This is a genomic window from Deefgea sp. CFH1-16, assembly GCF_016881365.1.
Taxonomy (GTDB): Bacteria; Pseudomonadota; Gammaproteobacteria; order Burkholderiales; family Chitinibacteraceae; genus Deefgea.
The window spans coordinates 1,645,780-1,666,496 of sequence record NZ_WLYT01000001.1 but is presented as its reverse complement, the minus strand read 5'-3'; the positions used below and the strand labels follow the sequence as shown (position 1 = coordinate 1,666,496).

Genomic DNA, 20,717 nt, shown 5'->3' with positions numbered 1-20,717 from the left:
ACCAAGCACTCACACTCATCGGCTGTATTTTGTTAAAGATCAGTGGCTTAGACACCGAAACCAGCTGGAAAACCGCTTGTTTCGTTTGCTGTGTCAGCAGCAGAGAGGCCGAACTATACCCACCCACCTAAAGTCCGTCAACACCTAGTTGCAAATAAAACAACGCCAACACGCTAAACCATTGATTTTAATAACATCTAAAATTGACAGAAACGCAAACGCAATCGTTGAAGCTGCGTCAAGCCCATTTAATATGCGGATAAAAAATCGCCATTAACTCAATCAAAACATAAGCAAAACGCCTGAACGAGTACAATTAGCGCATTCAAGCTCTTTTTATATGTATATATATGCTCAGTTATCGTCACGCCTTTCACGCTGGCAACCATGCCGACGTTCTCAAGCATTGCATCGAGGTGATGCTGCTCGATTATATGAATCAGAAAGACAAACCTTGGTGGTATATCGATACGCACGCCGGGGCGGGCGTGTATTCATTGACGCAAGGCTATGCGACCAAAAATGCCGAGTTCGAAACCGGCATTGCGCGATTATGGCAGCGCACTGATTTACCCGCGCCACTGCAACGCTATATAGATGTTGTAAAAGATTTAAACGCAGGTAGCGCGCATTTGCAGTTATATCCTGGCTCACCATATGTGGCGCAGGCTTTGCAGCGCAGGGACGACAAATTACGTTTATTTGAATTGCACCCAAGTGACAGCAAGTTACTGGCGGAAAACTTTCTGGATGCCGGCCGCGCAGCCAAAGTGGTGCAAGCAGATGGTTTTGCCAGCATCAAAAGCGTATTACCGCCGCCACCGCGTCGGGCTTTGATGTTGATTGATCCGCCGTATGAAGAAAAACATGATTACGTGCGGGTGGTTGAAACACTGAAAGAAGCGCTAGAGCGCTTTCCGACGGGCACATATGCGGTGTGGTATCCGCAATTGTCGCGGGCCGAAACCAAGCAAATGCCTGAGAAATTAAAAAAGCTCGGTGCAAAAAGCTGGTTACATGTTGCACTCACCGTGCATGCGCCACGCGCGGATGGTTTTGGTATGCATGGCAGCGGGATGTTTATCTTGAATCCGCCGTGGACTTTAAATAATGAACTTAAAGAAATCATGCCCTACTTAGTTCAACATTTAGGCCTAGATAATGGCGCTAAATATCTACTTGAACAACAAGCGGCTTAATTTCAGCAACGTGGAATAAAATAATGGCTAGGTATATACACCTAGCCATTATTTATTAAAGCCTGCAACACAATACATTACTTATTAGCTTGCACCCATACCTGCCAAGCAGCATAAAGCGACGGTGTTCGCGCGGCGACCGCGCTGCGATGCCAAGGATTTTCTTGCCAATAATCATCATGGAAAATCGAGCCAACTTGTCCGCCCGACTCCAGTAGGATCAACACCCCTGCAGCGTAATCCCAGAGTTTTTGCGCGCCATGCAACATAACATCTGTGCGCCCCGCCGCCAGCCAGCACCAATCTATGGTGGATGCACCAAAATTGCGGTGACTGTGATAGGGATTCAAGGTCACGATTCGCGTCGCTAAATGCCCAGACAACCATTTGGTTTCAACCGAAGCAATCGCACCAGACAAAGGACGCTCGTCTCGCACCCGTGGCAAACGCTCATCATTTAACCATGCGCCGCAAGCTGCCTCCGCAGCAAAGCATTCATCCAATACCGGCACATACACCACGGCCAACACCGGACGATGCTGACGCATCAATGCAATCGACACAGCAAAATTGGGCAAGCCGTGCGCGAAATTAGTTGTGCCATCAATCGGATCGACCACCCACAGGCCATCGGCATGCGCGGCCCAGAGTTGCTCTTGCTCCGCCTGCGTCATTTCTTCGCCCAAAACGGGGCAATCGAGCAAACCAGGCAATAGTCGTTGCAATGCTGTTTGCGCCGCCAAATCGGCCTCGGTAAACAAACTGCCGTCATGCTTCACTTCAGCAACGACTTTTTGATAGCGCGGCATGATTTCTGTGGCTGCGACCTCACGTGCAATGGCACATAAAGCTAATAGCGTTTCGCTCATTTTTGGCTGTAGCACGATCAATCTCTTTTCATTATGACAAACGACGTTGCAGGGTTTGTTGACGTTTGGTTTTCCGGTCGGCCAAGCAAAAGCCAGCAGCCCCTAGCAAGTTTATATTGTATCGGACTCAGACCGTCTTCGCTGCGGGGCTTTCACTTAGCGCCCATCTAACCTTGATTTGGATCAGCCATAAAAAAGCCCGCACCAAAAGGCACGGGCTGTTCACGCTTTAACAATCACCCTTTACAGGGTGAAATTGCTTAGTAAGTCCACTTCCATTCTTTCACTTCTGGCATATCATCACCCACTTCGGCGATGTACTCAGCATGTTCAACCAACTTACCAACCAGTTTTTGACGAACGTGAGCACCGATTTTTTGCAGGTGTGGTACACGATCAATCACGTCGATGGCCAAGTTGAAACGATCCAACTGATTCACCACAACCATATCGAACGGTGTCGAAGTAGAACCTTCTTCGATGTAACCACGAGCATGGATGTTAGCGTGGCCGTTACGACGGTAAGTTAAGCGATGGATCAACCATGGGTAACCGTGGAAGGCAAACATCACTGGTTTGTCAGTCGTGAAGATCGCGTCAAATTCGCGGTCAGACAAGCCGTGTGGATGTTCTTCTTGCGGTTGCAGTGTCATCAAATCGCAAAACGTTAACGAAGCGGATTTTCAGATCTGGGAAATGTTGACGGAGCAAATCAGTTGCCGCCAATGCTTCCATGGTTGGGATTTCACCCGCACACGCCATAACTACATCTGGCTCGCCGCCTTGGTCGTTCGATGCCCAGTCCCAGATACCCAAACCAGTGGTAGCGTGCTTAATCGCTTGATCCATAGTCAGGTATTGCAATGCTGGTTGTTTACCAGCAACGATTACGTTCACATAATGACGTGAGCGCAATACATGGTCAGTCACCGACAACAAAGTATTGGCATCAGCTGGCAAGTACACACGAATCACTTCCGCTTTCTTGTTGATCACGTGATCCAAGAAACCTGGATCTTGATGCGAGAAGCCGTTGTGGTCTTGACGCCAAACGTGTGAAGTCAACAGGTAGTTGAGCGACGGAATTGGTTTGCGCGCCAGTTGATGTGTTTCGTTGTTTTCAACCATTTTGTGCGTGTTGGTTAAACATCGAATCAATCACGTGGGAAAACGCTTCGTAGCAGCTAAAGAAGCCGTGACGACCGGTCAAGTTGTACGCTTCGAGCCAACCTTGGCAAGTGTGCTCAGACAAGATTTCCATAACACGGCCATCTTGTTGCAAGAAGTCATTGGTTTTGTCTTCTTCAAAGAAGTTCGCCAACCAAGTTTTGCCCGATACTTCGAATACGTCGTTCCAACGGTTAGATGCAGTTTCATCTGGGCCGAAGATACGGAAGTTTTTCTCAGCTTCGTTTTCTTTCATCACGTCGCGGAGGAATTTACCCATTACGCGCGTCATTTCGGCGTTTTCAGTACCTGGTTTCGCAAACTTCACTTCATATTTACGGAAGTCTGGCATTTTCAAGTCTTTCGAAACTTGACCGTGCACAATTGGGTTTGAACCAAAGCGTTTAATGCCTTTCGGTGCCAAATCAACCAATTCTTGTTTCACTGAACCATCAGCATTAAACAAGGTTTCGATTTGATACGAGCGCATCCAGTTTTCCAAGTTGATCACATTCTCATCATCGATATCAGAGAATGGCACTTGGTGACTACGCCAGTAGTCTTCAACTTTTTTGCCTTTAATTTCTTTCGGGCCAGTCCAGCCTTTAGGCGTGCGCATTACAATCATTGGCCAACGTGGGCGAGTGATTGGCTTGCCTGCTTCTTGCTCTGCAATGGCCGCAGCACGAATCGCCGCAAATTTATCCATACACAAGTCCATTGCCGCAGCCATATCAATATGGATTTGGTCGAATGTATCGAGCTTGTCGTTGAATGTTTCTTGTTTGAGTTCAACAAAGATTGGCTCGTAGCCATAACCTTTGAACAAGTTAGTCACTTCTTCTTTGTCCATACGGGCAAGAAGTGTTGGATTGGCAATTTTGTAGCCGTTCAAATGCAAGATGGGCAATACAAAACCGTCATTAATCGGGTGGATGTATTTCGTTGAGTGCCAAGACGCAGCCAATGGGCCAGTTTCAGCTTCACCGTCACCAACAAACAGCAATCACCACTTGGTCTGGATTATCCAGAGCCGCACCGTAGGCATGCGATACGCTGTAACCCAATTCACCACCTTCGTGCATTGAACCTGGGGTTTCTGGCGCTACGTGTGAAGGTATACCGCGAGGGAAGCTGAATTGCTTGAATAGGCGTTGCATACCTGCTTCAGTGCGATCAATCGCTGGGAAGAATTCTTCGTACGAACCTTCGAGCCAAGTATTAGCAACAAAACCAGGACCACCATGACCAGGGCCAGTGATGTAAATCATCGATACATCACGCTCAACAATCACGCGATTGGCGTGAACAAAAATAAAGTTCAAACCTGGAGTCGTACCCCAGTGACCCAACAAACGTGGCTTGATGTGCTCACGTTTGAGCGGTAGTTTCAACATTGGGTTGTCGAGCAAATAAATCTGACCTACAGACAGGTAATTCGCTGCCTGAAAGTAACGATGCATATTACCAATTTGTTCTTTTGATAGTTGAGCCACGGTTAAACCTCTTCGGGGTTGTGATAGTGTTAATTGCTCGGTGATCGACTCCACAGCAAATCACCTGATGTAATGCAGTATACGGAGACTACGCTGTGCGCTACTGATACAAATCAAATGAGCAGCATGACAATGGCGATCTCCATAGTTTCCATTTGATACAACGCAAGAAATAGACTCAATCTACCTCTATTTAACTAGCGTCTTCGCCACTCCGACGATGATGCTAACTTAATGCGTCAAGAATATGAATGTATATGTAAATAAATACGCTTTTAAGTTCCCTATTTTTATTCAGCTTGATTGACGTTGCCACGCTCACCGTACTGCAGAGATTTTTGCAAAAACTAAGGCCACTCTACGATGCCACATCCTTACTAGCATGTAATTACTGTAAATAAATTGCAGTTCTGCCGATTTAATCACCATCAGCCAAAAATAAAATACAACAACAGCGCCCTCGCCGATAACGCAGCGATCGAGCATCCCAGCCCACCCACGATCAATCTCTACCGCGCTCAACGCGGATTTGTCGTACCGCACCGATCGACTCCGAAATAACGCAAAAAACCGTTGCAACCAACACCGAAGCTACACACGCAATTGCCGAACAAAAAAAAGGCCAGCAAAGCTGACCTTTTTTATATCAATTAACGCGTGAATCCAAACTTAAAAGAACACCAGCGTCATCAAAATAAATACCGGTAATAAGCAAACACAAGACCAAGCCATATAACCAAAGAAACTTGGCATTTTGACGCCACGGTCTTCAGCCACCGCCTTCACCATAAAGTTAGGTGCATTACCGATATAACTCAGCGCGCCCATAAACACCGCACCACATGAGATCGCCAATAAAGTCGATGCCATTGTTGTCATCAGATGCGCCGCATCGCCACTGGCCAGATTAAAGAACACTAAGTATGTTGGTGCATTATCTAGGAAGGCCGACAGCACCCCCGTCATCCAGAAATACATATAATCAATCGGCATGCCATCCGGTGCAGTGACCATTTTTACCAAGCTGGCCATTTGCCCTGCTTCCCCAGCGCGCAAAATTGCAATCGCTGGCGCCATGGCAATAAAGATCGCGGCAAACAGTTTGGCGACTTCTAAAATCGGGCCCCAGTTAAAATCATTCCCCGCACGGATTTCTTTTTTAGTGAACTTTAAAGACACCAAAGCAATCAGCACCAACAGCACATCGCGCACGATGTTTTGCAATTCAACATGCGTACCCATGATGTTCCATTCAATGCCCGGCTTCCAAATGCCAGACATCACCACGCAAGCGATAATCGCGCCAATTAAACCAAAATTCCATAAACCGAAAAATTCGATCTTGCTATCTGGCGTCCGATCAACCGGCAACACACCTTCTTTCTTATAGTAATAACTATCGATGGCGTAAAACATGGCCAGCAAGATCGCCGCAGCAAACAGCACCGGCCACATCATGTGCTCAACCGTCCACATGAAATCAACGCCCTTCAAAAAGCCCCAGGAACAATGGCGGATCACCGAGCGGCGTTAAACCGCCACCAATATTGGCCACCAAGAAGATAAAGAACACCACCACATGCACATTGTGTAGGCGATTATCGTTGGCTTTAAGCAATGGACGAATCAATAACATGGCAGCGCCAGTCGTCCCCATCAGCGAGGCCATTACCGCGCCCAAAGCCAAAATGCCGGTATTCATTTTTGGCGAGCCATGTAAATTACCGCTCACCAAAATCCCGCCTGATACGGTATACAGCGCAAACAAAATCAGAATAAACGGAATATATTCCGCCAACATCGCATGCACCACGATACCTGCCGCAGGCGCCATGCCGTAGCTAGTGATAAACGGTAGCAAAAACGCTGCCGCCCAAAAAGCCGAGATCTTGCCGAAATGATGATGCCAAAAAGCCGGTGCAAAAATCGGAAACAGCGCAATTGACAGCAATAAACCTGCAAACGGTGCTGCCCATAATAAAGACAGTTGCGCACCGTCAAAAATCTGCCGCCATTGCCAAACCAGGCAATAAGGCCAACAGCCAAGTTAGTTTTTTAATCATTGAGACCACTCAGTTAAACATTAACTAATGTATTGCTTTGCTACCTATATATAGAATGCAGTAGCTAGCAATACCCCTTACTTCTGAATAAATTCAATTTTGTAACCATCCGGATCTTCGACAAAAGCGATCACCGTGCTACCGTGCTTCATTGGACCTGGCTCACGCACGACAACGCCACCTTTGGCCCGAACTGCCTCACAGCTCATCACAATATCATCGGTTTCAATCGCCAAATGACCAAAAGCCGTCCCCATTTGATACTCAGCAACATCCCAGTTGTGCGTCAACTCAATCACCGACTGCTCCGACTCCGCACCATAACCGACAAAAAGCTAAAGTAAAGCGCCCTTCTGGATAATCTTGCTGGCGCAATAAACACATATTTAGTACACCACAATAAAATGCAATCGAACGCTCCAAGTTAGCAACCCGCAACATGGTATGTAATAAACGCATAGCACTCCCCTCGGTCAAAGATGCAAATCATTGTACGCGATGGCTGTTTTGTAATGCAGTGGCATATTACTGCGATCTTTTTAAATTATTTTACACAAAGGGGTTGACGCCAAATTAAAATCATCTATAATCGCTGTCTCTGAACGAAGCAGCTCAGGGTCGTTAGCTCAGTTGGTAGAGCAGTGGACTTTTAATCCATTTGTCGCAGGTTCGAATCCCGCACGACCCACACACCCTCTCGCAGGGGAGTTTAAGTTTAGAATTGTAATACCCTTCGTTGGGTCGTTAGCTCAGTTGGTAGAGCAGTGGACTTTTAATCCATTTGTCGCAGGTTCGAATCCCGCACGACCCACACTCAATACTTGTAAAAAGCCCAGCTGCAAAGTTGGGCTTTTTGCTATCTGCTCGCCAAATGCTGCTACGCCACTAATCAGTCAAACTTATTACCCAATAGCAAACTGTCATCAAAGCTTTATAATCCGGCTTCCTTAAATTGAATGACGACTGCTACGTGAAGTTATTTTCTCATCCGCTGCTTAACAAAATCCGGCCATTGCTCCCAGACCTACTCGCAATCTGTGCGGTGATTGGTGGGCGCTTTTTGGTCGATACACAGTGGAATATGCCGCGTGTTGGCTTTTCAGTGTTGCTGTATTTCTTTTTTGCCGCTTTTTTACAGCGTTGGGCAGCCGTTGCGGCCACCTTGGCGCTAGAAGGGCTGCTGCTCAATATCAGCTACATCAAAGAAGTCGCCACCAGCGAGCCGCTGCTTGGCGCTGATTTATTTGAGGTTGGTCAGGGTATGGCCATGACCGACTATATGAACTGGCAGATCTGGGCCTATGCCCTGATTACCATCGGCGCCATTGGCTATGGATTATGGCGGCGGCCACGCCTAAGTAAAACACGTCTGAGCTTGGCGCTGGCACTGTGTGTTTTTATTGAGCATGCAATTGGATCGGACCGGCAAACTATCGGCGTATGCTAAGCCGGTGATGCATCAATATTTGGGCAGCAAATATTCAAATTACAATTTCCGGGTCAATGCCAAAGACAACGGCATTTTAGGCCACTTAATTCTCACCATAGAAACCGCGCACAAACCCAAAGCTGGTCCGCATTCGTTTTACTCGCGCCAACTTGCCGCCCCAAATGCACCGACCAGCCCCGATATCGTGGTGGTGATGTGCGAGTCTTGCTATAGCGACCCGCGTTTAATCACGCAAATGGCGCAATTAAGCCAAGCGGGCTTTAGCGAAACACGAGTAATTAGCCCGGTTTATGGTGGCGGCACGGCCGAGGCCGAATTTGAAGCGCTCACCGGCTTGTCAGCGTATATGTTGCCGGGCATCGACTTTCAAAACTTTGCCGGCCAATTTGCCGACAAAATGAGCGCACTCCCCAATTCATTGGCGGATGTGGGCTACCTCACCACTGGCATGCACAATTACTTCAGCACCTTTTGGAAGCGCAAACAGGTTTATCCCAAACTGGGTTTTGCGCAAACGCAGTTTGTCGAAAAAATGTATTGGGATAGAAAAGCTGGCTGGCCCAAAGATCAAACGCTCTACAACAATGCCTTAGCGCGCTATCAAGCCGCTCCGGCAGGGCAAAAGCAATTTATGTTTTTGGTCACCGTGATGACGCACGGCCCGTTTATTGCAGATCAAGATAGTGGCTTAAGCCAATATCAACTGCGCTTAGGTGAAGCAATTGATGCGTTTTCAGTGTTTGCTAAGCAGCTCGAAGCCAGCGCCAAACAGCGCAAACGCGACGTGGTGATTGTGATTTTTGGCGACCATAAACCGGGCTTAAACCAAGAATTTTTAGATCGCGGGATTTTTGATCGGCAATTCTTCAGCCCATCTAAAAACGGCCGTTTAGAATTTAAAAGCATCTTGAGCCAACAACAAAATAAAGTGCGCGGCGATGTGCCGCTGTATATCAAAGACAGCCGCCAACCAGAACAAGCGCAGCAATTGGCCGAGCAATTACAAGGCCGTCCTTTGTTTTGTTTGCCGGCTGAATTAGCGCGTTTAAGCCAAAGCCAAGATCCGTTTTACGCCGCTGTAGCCGAGCGCTGCGCCAGCAATACCGCGTTTTATCAGCCCGGCCTATGGTGGCGAAACGTCTTCCCCGAAGCGCTGTATGCAGAGCGTTTGTTTGACTAATGGGTATATTGCTCTAGACCATTATTCATAAAGACCACATTAAAATACCCAAGGACACTGCCACTTAAACGCAAGCCAACAAAAAAGCCGCGCTAATATGCGCGGCTTTTTGACTTCATCTGCCAACGTTACACCAAACGCGCTAAAGCCTCGCGACTTGGGATAAAAAATGCGGCGCCAGTCACTGCACGGCTAAAATTAAGTAAATGATCCACGCGACCATCTAAGGTCGGCGCAATCATTTTGGCCAACATTTTTTCAAAATGACTCGGCGTTTTGCAATACGCAGCAAAATACAAACCTTGATCGCCACCCGGTGTGCCATACGGTAAAGAATGCCGCAAAATCGCCAATTCTTCGCCCTCTTCCTCAATCACCACTCGGCTAATATGCGCCGTCAGCGGCTTGTCTTCATCCGACATCTCAACACTATCGACCTTGGTGCGACCAATCACTGCCTCTTGCTGTTTAACCGGTAATTTATGCCAGGTATCTAAGCGATGCACATAGCGCTGCACATGCAAATAACTGCCACCGGCCCAATCGGCATCTTCGCTCGCCACTAAAGCCACCCCACTGCGCTCGTCATCTTCGGGATTTTCAGTGCCATCGATAAAACCGGTTAAATCACGCTTATCTTGGTAGCGAAATGCATGTGTGGTATCAATCACATCCAAGCAATGGCTAGTGCCTTGCACCACCATATTGGCAAATTCGTGCAAAACGTCGTAACGCTCCGCGCGTAAATGCAAAACCACATCGGCCGCAGTCACCGGCGCAGGATGAATGGCACCGGCAATTCGTGGAAAACTACGTAATTGCGCCGGTTTACTCTCAGCATAAAATTCAGGCCACATTTCAGCACCAAATCCCAATACCGAATAAAACGCGGCATCCGGATTAGCCACAGCCAGTTCATCAGATTTAATCGGTAGCTTGGCAAAAAATTGTTTTAATTCTGCATCAGCGCGACGACCTAAGCGGCGGCGAAATAATAAAAATAAACCATGACTGGATGGTGGGGGCAGAATGCCACTTTGTGGTGTAGACACGCCATTCCTTTTCTATCTAATGAGTCGGGCCTTGATTGGCAAAGGCCCAAATTTGAGCTAACCAGTGAGGGTAATCGACAAAGCTATGATCGCCCCCAGAAATAATATTTTGTCGGCAGCCGGTATACCATTGCACCGCATCTCGATAATCGAGTACTTCATCGGCAGTTTGCGTGAGCAGCCAATAGCGACTTAAGTCAGTAGGCCGGCGCTCAAGCTGACAAAGTTTATCAGCAAAATCATCGTCAATATGGTGAATTTTCACCAGTTTGATAGTTTTTTTGCTCACCCAAATATTGATCAATCAAGTGATAAGGCTGCACTGCAGGGTTCACCAACACTGCCCGCCCGCCAAACGTCTCCACCGCCCATGTGGCAAAAAAACCACCTAAAGAACTACCCACTAAACAAAAGTCGCCATCAAGTGGCGTGAGTAAGTCGCGCAGCATGTTCGCAGCAGCCTCCGGCTCCATCGGAATGGTGGGGCAAATAAAGCTTTCGCCCAGCCCTTGCTCGCGCATCCACTGCGCCGTATCTTGCGCTTTTTGCGATAGCGGGCTGGATAAAAATCCATGTAGAAAAATCAACTTCATGGAATTAACACAGTCGATCCGGTGGTTTTACGCGACTCTAAATCACGATGTGCTTGCTGCACATCGGCCAAAGGATAACGCTGACCAATTTCCGGCACGATGCGGTGCTGTGCCAGCGCAGTAAAATAATCTTGCGCCGTTTCTACCAATTCACCGCGATTGGCGGTGTAATGCCCCAAGGTCGGGCGAGTCAAAAATAAAGAGCCTTTTTGCGCCAAAATGCCCGGGTTAAAAACTCGGCACAGCGCCCGATGCATTACCAAAACTCACCAGCATGCCACGCAAAGCCAAGCAATCGAGCGAGCCTTCAAACGTTGCCGCCCCCACGCCGTCATACACCACTGGAACCCCTAGCCCTTCGGTTAAATCTCGCACCTGCTGCGGCCAAGTGGCGTCGTTATAATCCAGAACATGATCACACCAAGCTGCGGCCATTTTTGCTTTAGCAGCCGAGCCCACGGTGCCAATCACCCGCACACCCAACGCCTGCGCCCATTGGCAAGCAATCTGCCCTACGCCGCCAGCGGCAGCATGAAATACAATCGTTTGCCCTGCTTGCACTGGGAAAGTGCGTTTTAATAAATATTGCGCCGTCATGCCACGTAGTAAGGTGGCCGCCGCGACTTCATCGGCAACGCCATCGGGCACCAGCACTAATTTATCGGCAGCCACAATGCGATACGTCGAATACGCCCCCACCGCCCCACCGGCGTAAGCCACTCGATCACCCACTTTTAAATCATGCACCCCATGGCCCAAGGCCTCGATCACACCGCACGCCTCTAAGCCCAATCCCGAAGGCAAACTCACTGGATACAAGCCACTGCGGTGGTAGGTATCAATAAAATTCAGGCCAATGGCTAAATGCTTAAGCAATACTTCTCCCGCACCAGGTGGCGGCAGCTCAGCCGTCAGTAATTGCATCACTTCAGGACCACCTTGCTGCTCGATTTCAATTCGCACGGTTTGCATTCGTATCTCCTTATTGATCTTCTATCTTATTCTAGCAAGCCCAACCGCGCTGGAGAAAGTGAGGCAAAAGGTAAGCATTGCACAAAGTAAGTTGGGAAAAGTACCGCTAATAAATTCATCAAAAATAGAGTTGTGTCATATAAAGAAAACCTTAGCCGCGTTATAGTCACGCGATCTGCCCTTGTTACGGGTGCACTAGACTTAGGTTTCTCCAATGCAAACATTTTTTATCGCTCCAACTCGCTTAAATGTCGGCCTGACTTCAGTCACTTTAGGCGTGGTCCGTTGCCTGCAAAATCAAGGTCTTAAAGTCGGTTTTGTTAAACCGGTTGCTCAAGATCGCAATGTTTGCGATGTTGAACGCTCAACGCACTTTGCCCGCCAAATTTGCCAGCTTGACGTTCCTGATGCCTTGCCAGCCAACTACGCGATTGAACAAGTTTCAATCGACGAAACTGATGATTTACTCGAAGAAATCATCACCATGAGCATGGCCGCCGGTAAAGATGCCGATGTGTTAGTAGTTGAAGGCTTGCATCCAGATCCAAGCAATCCTTTTACCACCCAATTGAATACCGAAATGGCACTGGGCTTGCAAGCCACGGTGATTTTGGTGAGCGACGCTAGCGAAAAAAACATTAGCGAAGAAATCAAAATCGCCGAACGTCAATTTCGCAATGAAGGCGTACAAGTGGTGGCGTGATTCTCAACAAAGCGCCTACCGACTTTGATAAAGCCGCGCTACAAGCCGAAATCGGCGAGCTCAAAGTCTGGGGCGTGGTGCAATTTGATTCAAAACTACTCGCACCGCGCACGATTGACGTCGCTTTGCATTTAAATGCCGAGATCATCGTTAAGGGTGAACTCACCAAACGCCGCGTTGCCGAAACTGTGGTTGCCGCTCGCGCCGTACCTGAAGTCATTCGTCGCCTCAAACCCGGCGCGTTGATTGTCAGCTCGGGCGATCGTGATGATGTGATTTTGGCCACCGCCTTAGCTGCCAGCAACGGCGTGCAATTGGCCGGCTTGATCTTGACGCACAATACCGAACTCAATGAAACCGTTCGCGCCTTTACTGAAATGGCCTTCCACACCGGTATTCCAGTATTGCGTACCGAAGGCGATAGCTTTAGTACCGCACTGGCAATTAGCCAAGTACCAACCGCCGTGCCAGCAGACGACAAAGATCGGATGAGCTTGGTGATGAATTCAGTCGCCGAACAACTCGATAGCGACGCTTTGCATGTGGGCGTACAAACCAAAGGCGCGCGCATCACCTAAGCCCACCAGCGTTCCGTTACCAGTTAATTCAAAAAGCGCGCAATGCCAATAAACGCATTGTCTTGCCAGAAGGCGAAGAGCCACGCACGATTAATGCGGCGATTGCTTGTGAAGAAAAAGGCATCGCGCGCTGCGTATTGCTGGGTAATCGCGCAGTGATTGAAGGCATTGCCGCTTCACAAGGTTTGACTTTACCCGCTTCGCTGGAAATCCTAGATCCTGAAGAAATTCGCGCGCAATACGTAGCACCAATGGTTGAATTGCGTAAGAGCAAAGGTCTCACTGAGATCCAAGCTTTGCGTCAACTCGAAGACAATGTGGTACTCGGTACCATGATGTTGGCGATTGATGAAGTCGATGGCTTGGTGTCAGGTGCAATCCATACCACCGCCAATACCATTCGTCCGGCCTTGCAATTGATCAAAACGGCACCGGGCTCGTCGATTGTGTCTTCGGTATTCTTTATGCTGATGCCAGAACAAGTCTTGGTTTACGGCGATTGCGCAGTGAATCCAAACCCAGACGCCGATCAATTGGCCGAAATCGCCGCGCAAAGTGCTTACTCAGCCAAAGCCTTTGGTATTGATCCAAAAGTGGCAATGATTAGCTACTCAACCGGTCAATCAGGTACCGGTGTCGATGTGGATAAAGTACGCAGCGCGACTGAAATCGCCAAAGCGCGCCATCCACAACTGATGATTGATGGTCCATTGCAATACGATGCGGCATCAGTACTTGAAGTCGGTCAGCAAAAAGCGCCGGGTAGTCAGGTTGCGGGTCAAGCCACAGTGTTTGTTTTCCCTGATTTGAACACCGGTAATACCACGTATAAAGCGGTACAACGTAGTGCCGATGTGGTCAGCGTTGGCCCAATGCTGCAAGGCTTGCGTAAACCCGTGAATGACTTGTCGCGTGGTGCTTTGGTCGACGATATCGTGTTCACGATTGCATTGACTGCTATTCAAGCTGAGCAAATGCTAGGTTAAACGTATGTGCGTCTAGCCATTATATTTAATGGCTTACATAAAAATACCCCAGTTTAAACTGGGGTATTTTTTTATGACTACACAACACGCTATAGCCCATCAAGCGAGGATATTCATCCCGCCATCAATATACAAAGTGCTACCTGTCATCCGCGCTGCGCCGTCTTCACACAAAAAGGCGCACGCCTCACCAACGTCATCAATTCCCGGCAATTCGCGCAGTGGCGCGCTACCCGCGCCATTACTAATCAACAAATCAAACTCACGAATGCCACTGGCGGCGCGGGTTTTAACTGGGCCGGGAGACACCGCGTGCACGCGGATTTTTTTCGGGCCAAGCTCGCTGGCCATATAGCGCACCGAGCTTTCGAGCGCGGCTTTCACCGGCCCCATCATGCCGTAATTGGGGACCACTTTTTCCGCGCCGTAATAGCTCATGGCCAATAGCGTGCCACCTCTATCCATTAAAGCCTCGGCGCGATGCGCCATGCGGATAAACGAATGACAAGACACATCCATTGCCAAGGCAAAACCCGCCGCCGAGCTATCGACCACGCGGCCATGTAAATCTTCTTTTTGGGCAAAGGCAATTGAATGCACCGCAATATCAAGATGCGCATATTTTTGCGCAATCGCGGCAAACACCGCCACCATTGCCGCCTCATCTTGCACATCGCACAACTGCACGATACCGGGCTGCAATTCATCGATGATGGGCTGAATATACTTCAGCGTTTTTTCGGTTTGATACGTCAAAATCAATTCGGCACCACGCGCTTTTAACGCTTTGGCTACGCCATAGGCAATTGAATCTTCGTTGGCAATCCCCATTACCAGCGCGACTTTTCCTGCTAAAGAACCCACGAACATTGCTTTCTCCATGAATGCGAGAGACTTGGGTCTGGGTAACACACCCAAGATCAGCAAACCCGCACTCTCTTCACCAAAAATCATACTCGCAAGCTTAAAGCGCCGATACGCGCTTTTTACCAGCTACGCCAGCAAGCGCCATCGCCTTGCGGCAAAGCAAAAAAAAAGCCAAATTAAGCGCACACGAATGCGATCAATCAAGCGAACGCCTGATCGACACGCAAGCAATAAAGCCAATCTGATTTAAGCGGTTTCGCTGATATTGGGGGTGGCGCTGGATTGGGTCTTGGCGCTAGCTTGTTGCTGCGCATATTGAGCGGCCGCCGCTGCGGCAGGCCGTGAATTGGCGGGTTTTGCTACCGGCTCAGTCGCGGGCTCTGCCGCTTTCGCCGCCGTAGCTGGTGGTGCTGGCGGCGTTGGGCTCGGTGCTTGTTGGCTGGCGACTTGCTCGGTGACTTGCTCGGCGTCTTCGGACTGCTTTTTCTTCGCGGCATCCGAAATCGAAACCGCATCTACGGGTGGTTTTTCTGCGCTGCGGCGCGACGCTAAATCCGACGGCTCGGGCTTATCGGCGGCGTTTGATCGCTGCGATTTTTGCAGCTCAAGCATCGCCGCAGCGGCATTATTCATGCCATTGGCTGCGCGAGCCAAAGGATTACTCCGGGAAACCATAATCTCAGACATCATGCGCCACCGTAAAACCAACATGCTGCAGCATAGCTGCCTCAGCGCCAGCCGAAAATGGCAATCACACGTCTTAGCCGATAACAGGTGAAATCAGAAATTAAGCCAACAAATCAACTAGCTGACCAACCTCTGTGGACTCATCGTCAGCAACAGCTTGATAAGCCATCATGCGAGCTTGCGATAGCCCACGGGGAGGTAGCATTTGCTGAATCAGCATCGAGGATACATGCGGAAAAGTGCTAATCGGTTTGATCTGTAATTCAGTACGCTGCGCCGCCAAGACCCGATTGGGCGCTGAGCGCTGCTTGGCCGCCGCGATTTCCGACTGCCAAGCCTGAGAATCCGCCGCTTGAGTACGCGCCTGCAAGGATGCACCCGCGACACATTCGGCACTTTCAAGGTGGGCATAGCAATGGCACGCGGCATAGGAAGAACTCCACTAAATCATACGCTTAGCTTATGCCGCTCTATCGCAATAAAAAAATGCATTAAGCCCGCTCTAGCGCGGCATTTTTACCAAAATAGTCACCTTTTGCTGCGGAAAATCGCGGTTAGTGGTAAGGCAAGCTCGCTTTTGCATGGTAAAGTGTCAGGTTCATCGCCTTATTTTTTTGGATTCATTCATGACTCGTTTCGCGCAACTGCAAAGCTTACTTGAACAACGCATCCTGATTTTGGATGGCGGCATGGGGACGATGATCCAGCAATATAAGCTCGATGAAGCGCAATACCGTGGCGAGCGTTTTGCCGATTGGCATACCGACGTCAAAGGCAATAACGATTTACTGGTGCTGACCCAGCCACACATCATTAGCGATATTCACCAAGCCTACCTTGATGCTGGCGCGGACATTATCGAAACCAATAGCTTTAACGGCACCGCGATTGCGATGGCCGATTATGAAATGCAAGCATTAGTCTGGGAGCTCAATTTTGCTGCCGCCAAATTGGTCAAAGACCTGTGCGTGGCGCAAACGGCAAAAACCCCAGAAAAACCGCGCTTTTGCGCTGGCGTACTCGGCCCAACCAGCCGCACCTGCTCGATCTCTCCGGATGTCAACGATCCGGGCTTTCGCAATGTGACGTTTGATGCGCTGGTCGAAACTTACCTCGAAGCCATCGACGGCCTCGTGCAAGGTGGCGCGGATATTTTATTGGTGGAAACCATTTTTGATACGCTCAACGCCAAAGCCGCGGTGTTTGCAATTAAGAAATACTTCGCTGATCGCCCCGAGCTCGAAGAATTGCCGATTATGATTTCCGGCACCATTACCGATCAATCGGGCCGCACGCTCACCGGGCAAACCACCGAGGCTTTTTATAATTCGCTGCGCCACGCCGACCCGATCTCGTTTGGTCTGAATTGCGCGCTTGGCCCCGATTTGCTGCGCCCGTATGTAGAAGAAATGAGCCGGATTTCGGACTGCTATGTATCGGTCCACGCCAATGCCGGTCTGCCAAACCCGCTAGCGCCCACTGGCTACGATCTCGACCCCGCCATGATGGCCGTCGATATTCGTGAATGGGCCGAATCGGGCTTTGCCAATATTATTGGCGGCTGCTGCGGCACCACGCCCGAGCATATTGCCGCGATGTATCAAGCGGTAAAAGACTTGCCGCCGCGCAAAAAACCCAGCATCGAAGCCAAGTGCCGACTTTCTGGTTTAGAGCCATTTAATATCGGCGATCATGATTTATTTGTGAACGTGGGTGAGCGCACCAATGTCACCGGCTCAAAAGCCTTTGCCCGCTTGATTTTGGCTGGCGACTACACCGCCGCGCTCGATGTAGCACGGCAACAAGTGGTTAACGGCGCGCAGATTTATCGACATCAATATGGACGAGGGCATGCTCGACGCCCACAAGGCGATGGTCACCTTCCTCAACCTGATTGCTGCCGAGCCCGATATTAGCCGCGTGCCCATCATGATCGACTCATCCAAATGGGAAGTCATCGAAGCCGGCCTTAAATGCGTGCAGGGCAAATGCATCGTCAATTCAATCTCGATGAAAGAAGGTGTGGCCAAATTTATTGAGCAAGCCAAATTGCTCAAAATGTACGGCGCGGCGGTCATCGTCATGGCGTTTGACGAGCTGGGCCAAGCCGACACCTATGCGCGCAAAATCGAAATTTGCGAAAAATCCTACCGCATCTTGGTCGACGAAATTGGCTTTCACCCTGCCGATATTATTTTTGACCCGAATATTTTTGCCGTTGCCACCGGCATCGACGAACACGCGCGCTATGGCCTCGATTTTATCGAAGCCACCGGCTGGATTAAGCACCATCTGCCGCACGCCAAAATCAGCGGCGGCGTCTCGAATGTCTCCTTCTCGTTCCGTGGCAATAACAAAGTGCGTGAAGCAATTCACGCCGTATTCCTGTACCACGCCATTGCCAAAGGCATGACGATGGGGATCGTCAACGCCGGTGCGCTAGAAACCTACGACCAAGTGGCACCGACGCTGCGCGATGCGATTGAATCGGTGGTGTTGATGCGAAATAGTCCGACTAAAGTCGGACCTACAACGGCAACCGTAGGGTCGGCTTCAGCCGACCAAGCCTTCGATTGCCTAGCCGCGACCGAGGCACTGATTACGCTGGCCGAAGCCTTTAAAGGCGACGCCAATGTGGCCAAAGGGGAAGACTTAAGCTGGCGCGAATTACCGCTGCAAGCGCGCATTACCCATTCGCTGGTCAAAGGCATTACCACCTTTATTATCGAAGACACCGAAGCTGCTCGCGTTTCGGTGGAACGGCCAATTCATGTCATCGAAGGGCATTTAATGACCGGCATGAACGTGGTCGGTGATTTGTTTGGCGCCGGCAAAAATGTTCTTGCCGCAAGTGGTGAAAGCCGCCCGCGTGATGAAAGCCGCCGTGGCGCATTTAGAGCCATTTATCGAAGCCGAAAAAATCGCCCTCGGCCTGCAAGACGAACCCGCCAAAGGCGTGATCGTGATGGCTACCGTCAAAGGCGATGTGCACGATATTGGCAAAAACATCGTCGCCGTGGTGCTGCGCTGTAATAACTACCAAGTCACCGACTTGGGCGTGATGGTGCCGGCGCAAAAAATTCTCGATACCGCGCGCGAAATCAACGCCGACATCATCGGTCTATCGGGCCTGATTACGCCAAGTCTGGAAGAAATGAGCCACGTGGCAAAAGAAATGCAGCGCCAAGGCTTTACCATTCCGCTGCTGATTGGCGGCGCAACCACATCCAAAGTGCATACCGCCGTTAAAATCGAGCCGCATTATCAAAATGACCAAGTCATCTACGTTGCCGACGCCAGCCGCGCGGTGGGCGTGTGCTCGAATCTACTCAGCGATGAGTTAAAACCGGCGTTTGTGGCTGGCGTGAAAGCCGAATACACCAAAGCGCGCGAGATTTTTGAAAGCAAAGATCGCACTAAATTGATTAGCTTGAATGAGGCGCGCTCGCATAAATTTAGCCCTGATTGGTCAACGTATACCCCGCCAAAGCCTAGCTTTCTTGGCGTGCGTGAATATACCGACTATAGCTTGGCCGATATCGAGCCCTTTATCGACTGGACGCCGTTCTTTCAAAGCTGGGAATTACACGGCCGCTACCCGGCCATCTTGCAAGACGAAATCGTCGGCGAAGCCGCGCGTAGCTTGTACGCCGATGCCAAAGCCATGCTGAAAAAAATCGTCGACGAGAAATGGATCGCCGCTGCGGGCGTAATTGGCTTTTTCCCCGCTGCCAGCGTTAATCACGACGACATCGAGTTGTACGACCCAGCTACTGGCGAAGTCGCCATGACGTGGCACAATCTGCGCCAGCAATTACCCAAACCCAAAACCGGTGACATCAAACCCAACTGGTGCTTGGCCGACTTTATCGCCCCCAAAGAAAGCGGCGTGCCAGACTATATCGGCGCCTTTGCCGTTACCGGCGGCATCGGCATCGACGCGCCGGTTAAAGCCTTTGAAGACGCCAACGACGACTACAACGCCATCTTGCTTAAATCGCTGGCCGACCGCTTTGCCGAAGCCTTTGCCGAACACCTGCACTACCGCGTTCGCACTGAACTGTGGGGCTACGCCCAAGATGAAGCACTGAGCAACGACGATTTAATCGACGAAAAATACGTCGGCGTGCGCCCAGCGCCGGGCTACCCTGCCTGCCCTGACCACACGCCAAAAGTCGATTTATTCAAAGTGCTCAACGCGCCCAACATCGGCATGACGCTGACTGAAGGCTACGCCATGTTGCCAACCGCAGCGGTGAGTGGTTTTTACTTTAGCCACCCCCAATCCCGCTACTTCGGCGTCGGCAAAATCACCCTCGACCAAGTCGAAGACTACGCCCAACGCCGTGGCGTGAGCTTAGTCCAAGCCGAGCGCGATTTAGCGCCAAACTTGGGGTATGTGGCTTAAGGTTTTATCTAGTTTTAGTTAGCAAGCAATACCCATTAAAAAAGCCTCGCGAATGCGAGGCTTTTTTGTTATGACTGTTTCAATGGTGATATTGCATCGTGAGTCGCGCTAATGCCGCGCGGCACCCACCTTTCTTTGCTTCGCCAAAGAAAGTGTGGGCCAAAGAAAGGCGACCCGGGTATCTACGCGGGCTACGCCCGTGCCCTCACTGCGGACAATCGAGGCGGTTGCGATCAAAACTCGGCCTGCGGCCTCAAACAATGATCGCAAAAACCCCGCCCCGCTTGTTCCTCGCTCGGCTTGCTACACGGGATCTCCCGCAGCGCAACGAGGTTGGATTTTAAATCGATGTATTGTTCTCTAGGCATTGTAAATAAAGGCTTGCAAGAAAATACATCGATTTCGTAGGGCGGGTTAGCCGAAGGCGTAACCCGCCAAGTTGATTCC

The 20,717-nt window shown here is 49.9% G+C and carries 16 protein-coding genes, 2 tRNA genes and 4 pseudogenes; 7 read left to right on the top strand and 15 right to left on the bottom strand.

Going from position 1 to position 20,717, the window contains the following annotated elements:
• Positions 1 to 350: 350 nt before the first annotated feature.
• Positions 351 to 1,199, top strand: coding sequence for a 23S rRNA (adenine(2030)-N(6))-methyltransferase RlmJ (locus GKO28_RS09240; RefSeq protein WP_182076059.1), 849 nt, complete (start codon positions 351 to 353; stop codon positions 1,197 to 1,199).
• Between the two features lie 77 nt (positions 1,200 to 1,276).
• Here GKO28_RS09240 and GKO28_RS09235 read toward each other — a convergent pair whose 3' ends face one another.
• The 7 genes and pseudogenes from GKO28_RS09235 to gloA all read right to left on the bottom strand — a co-directional run bounded on the left by GKO28_RS09235 (position 1,277) and on the right by gloA (position 7,253).
• Complete coding sequence (locus GKO28_RS09235; protein ID WP_182077446.1) at positions 1,277 to 2,068, bottom strand: inositol monophosphatase family protein; 792 nt, start codon at positions 2,066 to 2,068, stop codon at positions 1,277 to 1,279.
• A 260-nt stretch (positions 2,069 to 2,328) separates the two neighbouring features.
• Entirely contained in the window at positions 2,329 to 2,721 is a 393-nt protein-coding gene (locus GKO28_RS21395; RefSeq protein WP_203564067.1) for a hypothetical protein, read from the bottom strand.
• On the bottom strand, positions 2,678 to 3,196 hold the full coding sequence (locus tag GKO28_RS21390) for a hypothetical protein (protein ID WP_203564066.1): 519 nt from the start codon (positions 3,194 to 3,196) through the stop codon (positions 2,678 to 2,680). Before GKO28_RS21390 ends, GKO28_RS21395 begins: the two co-directional genes overlap by 44 nt.
• Positions 3,189 to 4,241 (bottom strand): hypothetical protein, encoded by a 1,053-nt coding sequence (locus GKO28_RS21385; protein WP_203564065.1) that lies wholly within the window; start codon positions 4,239 to 4,241, stop codon positions 3,189 to 3,191. Before GKO28_RS21385 ends, GKO28_RS21390 begins: the two co-directional genes overlap by 8 nt.
• A complete protein-coding gene (locus tag GKO28_RS21380) occupies positions 4,225 to 4,731 on the bottom strand; it encodes a hypothetical protein (protein WP_203564064.1) in 507 nt (168 codons plus the stop codon). Before GKO28_RS21380 ends, GKO28_RS21385 begins: the two co-directional genes overlap by 17 nt.
• Before the next feature lie 669 nt (positions 4,732 to 5,400).
• A pseudogene (locus GKO28_RS09210) lies at positions 5,401 to 6,794 on the bottom strand (sodium:proton antiporter).
• Positions 6,795 to 6,871: 77 nt separating this feature from the next.
• Positions 6,872 to 7,253: pseudogene (gene gloA / locus GKO28_RS09205) on the bottom strand (lactoylglutathione lyase).
• A 156-nt stretch (positions 7,254 to 7,409) separates the two neighbouring features.
• Between gloA and GKO28_RS09200 the strand changes: the two are divergent.
• The 4 genes from GKO28_RS09200 (at position 7,410) to GKO28_RS09185 (ending at position 9,424) form a co-directional block, all read left to right on the top strand.
• A tRNA-Lys gene (locus GKO28_RS09200) sits at positions 7,410 to 7,482 on the top strand.
• Between the two features lie 50 nt (positions 7,483 to 7,532).
• Positions 7,533 to 7,605: transfer RNA gene (locus GKO28_RS09195), tRNA-Lys, on the top strand.
• A gap of 159 nt (positions 7,606 to 7,764) precedes the next feature.
• Positions 7,765 to 8,241: a hypothetical protein gene (locus tag GKO28_RS09190; protein WP_182076058.1), complete on the top strand. Its 477-nt coding sequence runs from the start codon at positions 7,765 to 7,767 to the stop codon at positions 8,239 to 8,241.
• Entirely contained in the window at positions 8,207 to 9,424 is a 1,218-nt protein-coding gene (locus GKO28_RS09185; RefSeq protein ID WP_182076057.1) for an LTA synthase family protein, read from the top strand. Before GKO28_RS09190 ends, GKO28_RS09185 begins: the two co-directional genes overlap by 35 nt.
• Positions 9,425 to 9,552: 128 nt before the next feature.
• Here the strand turns inward: GKO28_RS09185 and GKO28_RS09180 are convergent, their stop codons facing one another.
• From GKO28_RS09180 to GKO28_RS09165, 5 genes are read right to left on the bottom strand one after another with little or no spacing between them, the layout of a single operon-like run.
• The gene (locus tag GKO28_RS09180; protein WP_182076056.1) at positions 9,553 to 10,476 is read right to left on the bottom strand and encodes a Dyp-type peroxidase; all 924 of its coding nucleotides are present in this window, start codon (positions 10,474 to 10,476) and stop codon (positions 9,553 to 9,555) included.
• A 16-nt stretch (positions 10,477 to 10,492) separates the two neighbouring features.
• Positions 10,493 to 10,741, bottom strand: coding sequence for a YqiA/YcfP family alpha/beta fold hydrolase (locus GKO28_RS21375; RefSeq protein ID WP_182076055.1), 249 nt, complete (start codon positions 10,739 to 10,741; stop codon positions 10,493 to 10,495).
• Positions 10,722 to 11,069 (bottom strand): YqiA/YcfP family alpha/beta fold hydrolase, encoded by a 348-nt coding sequence (locus tag GKO28_RS21370; RefSeq protein ID WP_182076054.1) that lies wholly within the window; start codon positions 11,067 to 11,069, stop codon positions 10,722 to 10,724. Before GKO28_RS21370 ends, GKO28_RS21375 begins: the two co-directional genes overlap by 20 nt.
• Positions 11,066 to 11,326 carry a zinc-binding dehydrogenase gene (locus GKO28_RS19705; protein WP_247646454.1) on the bottom strand — a complete coding sequence of 87 codons (261 nt, stop codon included), beginning with the start codon at positions 11,324 to 11,326 and terminating at the stop codon, positions 11,066 to 11,068. The genes GKO28_RS21370 and GKO28_RS19705 overlap by 4 nt, the downstream gene beginning before the upstream one ends.
• On the bottom strand, positions 11,298 to 12,041 hold the full coding sequence (locus tag GKO28_RS09165) for a quinone oxidoreductase (RefSeq protein WP_247646453.1): 744 nt from the start codon (positions 12,039 to 12,041) through the stop codon (positions 11,298 to 11,300). The genes GKO28_RS19705 and GKO28_RS09165 overlap by 29 nt, the downstream gene beginning before the upstream one ends.
• A 214-nt stretch (positions 12,042 to 12,255) precedes the next feature.
• Here GKO28_RS09165 and pta point away from each other — a divergent pair.
• A pseudogene (pta, locus tag GKO28_RS22225) lies at positions 12,256 to 14,308 on the top strand (phosphate acetyltransferase).
• A 99-nt stretch (positions 14,309 to 14,407) separates the two neighbouring features.
• Here pta and fabI read toward each other — a convergent pair.
• The 3 genes from fabI to GKO28_RS09145 form a co-directional block, all read right to left on the bottom strand.
• A complete protein-coding gene (fabI, locus tag GKO28_RS09155) occupies positions 14,408 to 15,178 on the bottom strand; it encodes an enoyl-ACP reductase FabI (RefSeq protein ID WP_203564063.1) in 771 nt (256 codons plus the stop codon).
• Positions 15,179 to 15,421: 243 nt separating this feature from the next.
• Positions 15,422 to 15,865, bottom strand: coding sequence for a hypothetical protein (locus GKO28_RS09150; protein WP_203564062.1), 444 nt, complete (start codon positions 15,863 to 15,865; stop codon positions 15,422 to 15,424).
• Between the two features lie 97 nt (positions 15,866 to 15,962).
• A complete protein-coding gene (locus GKO28_RS09145) occupies positions 15,963 to 16,232 on the bottom strand; it encodes a hypothetical protein (protein WP_182076052.1) in 270 nt (89 codons plus the stop codon).
• Positions 16,233 to 16,488: 256 nt separating this feature from the next.
• On the opposite strand from GKO28_RS09145, the pseudogene metH reads away from it, so the two are divergent.
• Positions 16,489 to 20,270 (top strand): annotated as a pseudogene (gene metH, locus GKO28_RS09140) (methionine synthase).
• The last annotated feature ends 447 nt before the right edge of the window (positions 20,271 to 20,717 follow it).

Bases quoted from the DNA above. Each gene is read 5' to 3' on its own strand.
- GKO28_RS09240 (WP_182076059.1), top strand. From the start codon at position 351: ATGCTCAGTTATCGTCACGCCTTTCACGCTGGCAACCATGCCGACGTT.
- GKO28_RS09235 (WP_182077446.1), bottom strand. From the start codon at position 2,068: ATGAGCGAAACGCTATTAGCTTTATGTGCCATTGCACGTGAGGTCGCA.
- GKO28_RS21395 (WP_203564067.1), bottom strand. From the start codon at position 2,721: ATGACACTGCAACCGCAAGAAGAACATCCACACGGCTTGTCTGACCGC.
- GKO28_RS21390 (WP_203564066.1), bottom strand. From the start codon at position 3,196: ATGGTTGAAAACAACGAAACACATCAACTGGCGCGCAAACCAATTCCG.
- GKO28_RS21370 (WP_182076054.1), bottom strand. From the start codon at position 11,069: ATGAAGTTGATTTTTCTACATGGATTTTTATCCAGCCCGCTATCGCAA.
- GKO28_RS19705 (WP_247646454.1), bottom strand. From the start codon at position 11,326: ATGCATCGGGCGCTGTGCCGAGTTTTTAACCCGGGCATTTTGGCGCAA.
- GKO28_RS09165 (WP_247646453.1), bottom strand. From the start codon at position 12,041: ATGCAAACCGTGCGAATTGAAATCGAGCAGCAAGGTGGTCCTGAAGTG.
- fabI (WP_203564063.1), bottom strand. From the start codon at position 15,178: ATGTTCGTGGGTTCTTTAGCAGGAAAAGTCGCGCTGGTAATGGGGATT.
- GKO28_RS09150 (WP_203564062.1), bottom strand. From the start codon at position 15,865: ATGATGTCTGAGATTATGGTTTCCCGGAGTAATCCTTTGGCTCGCGCA.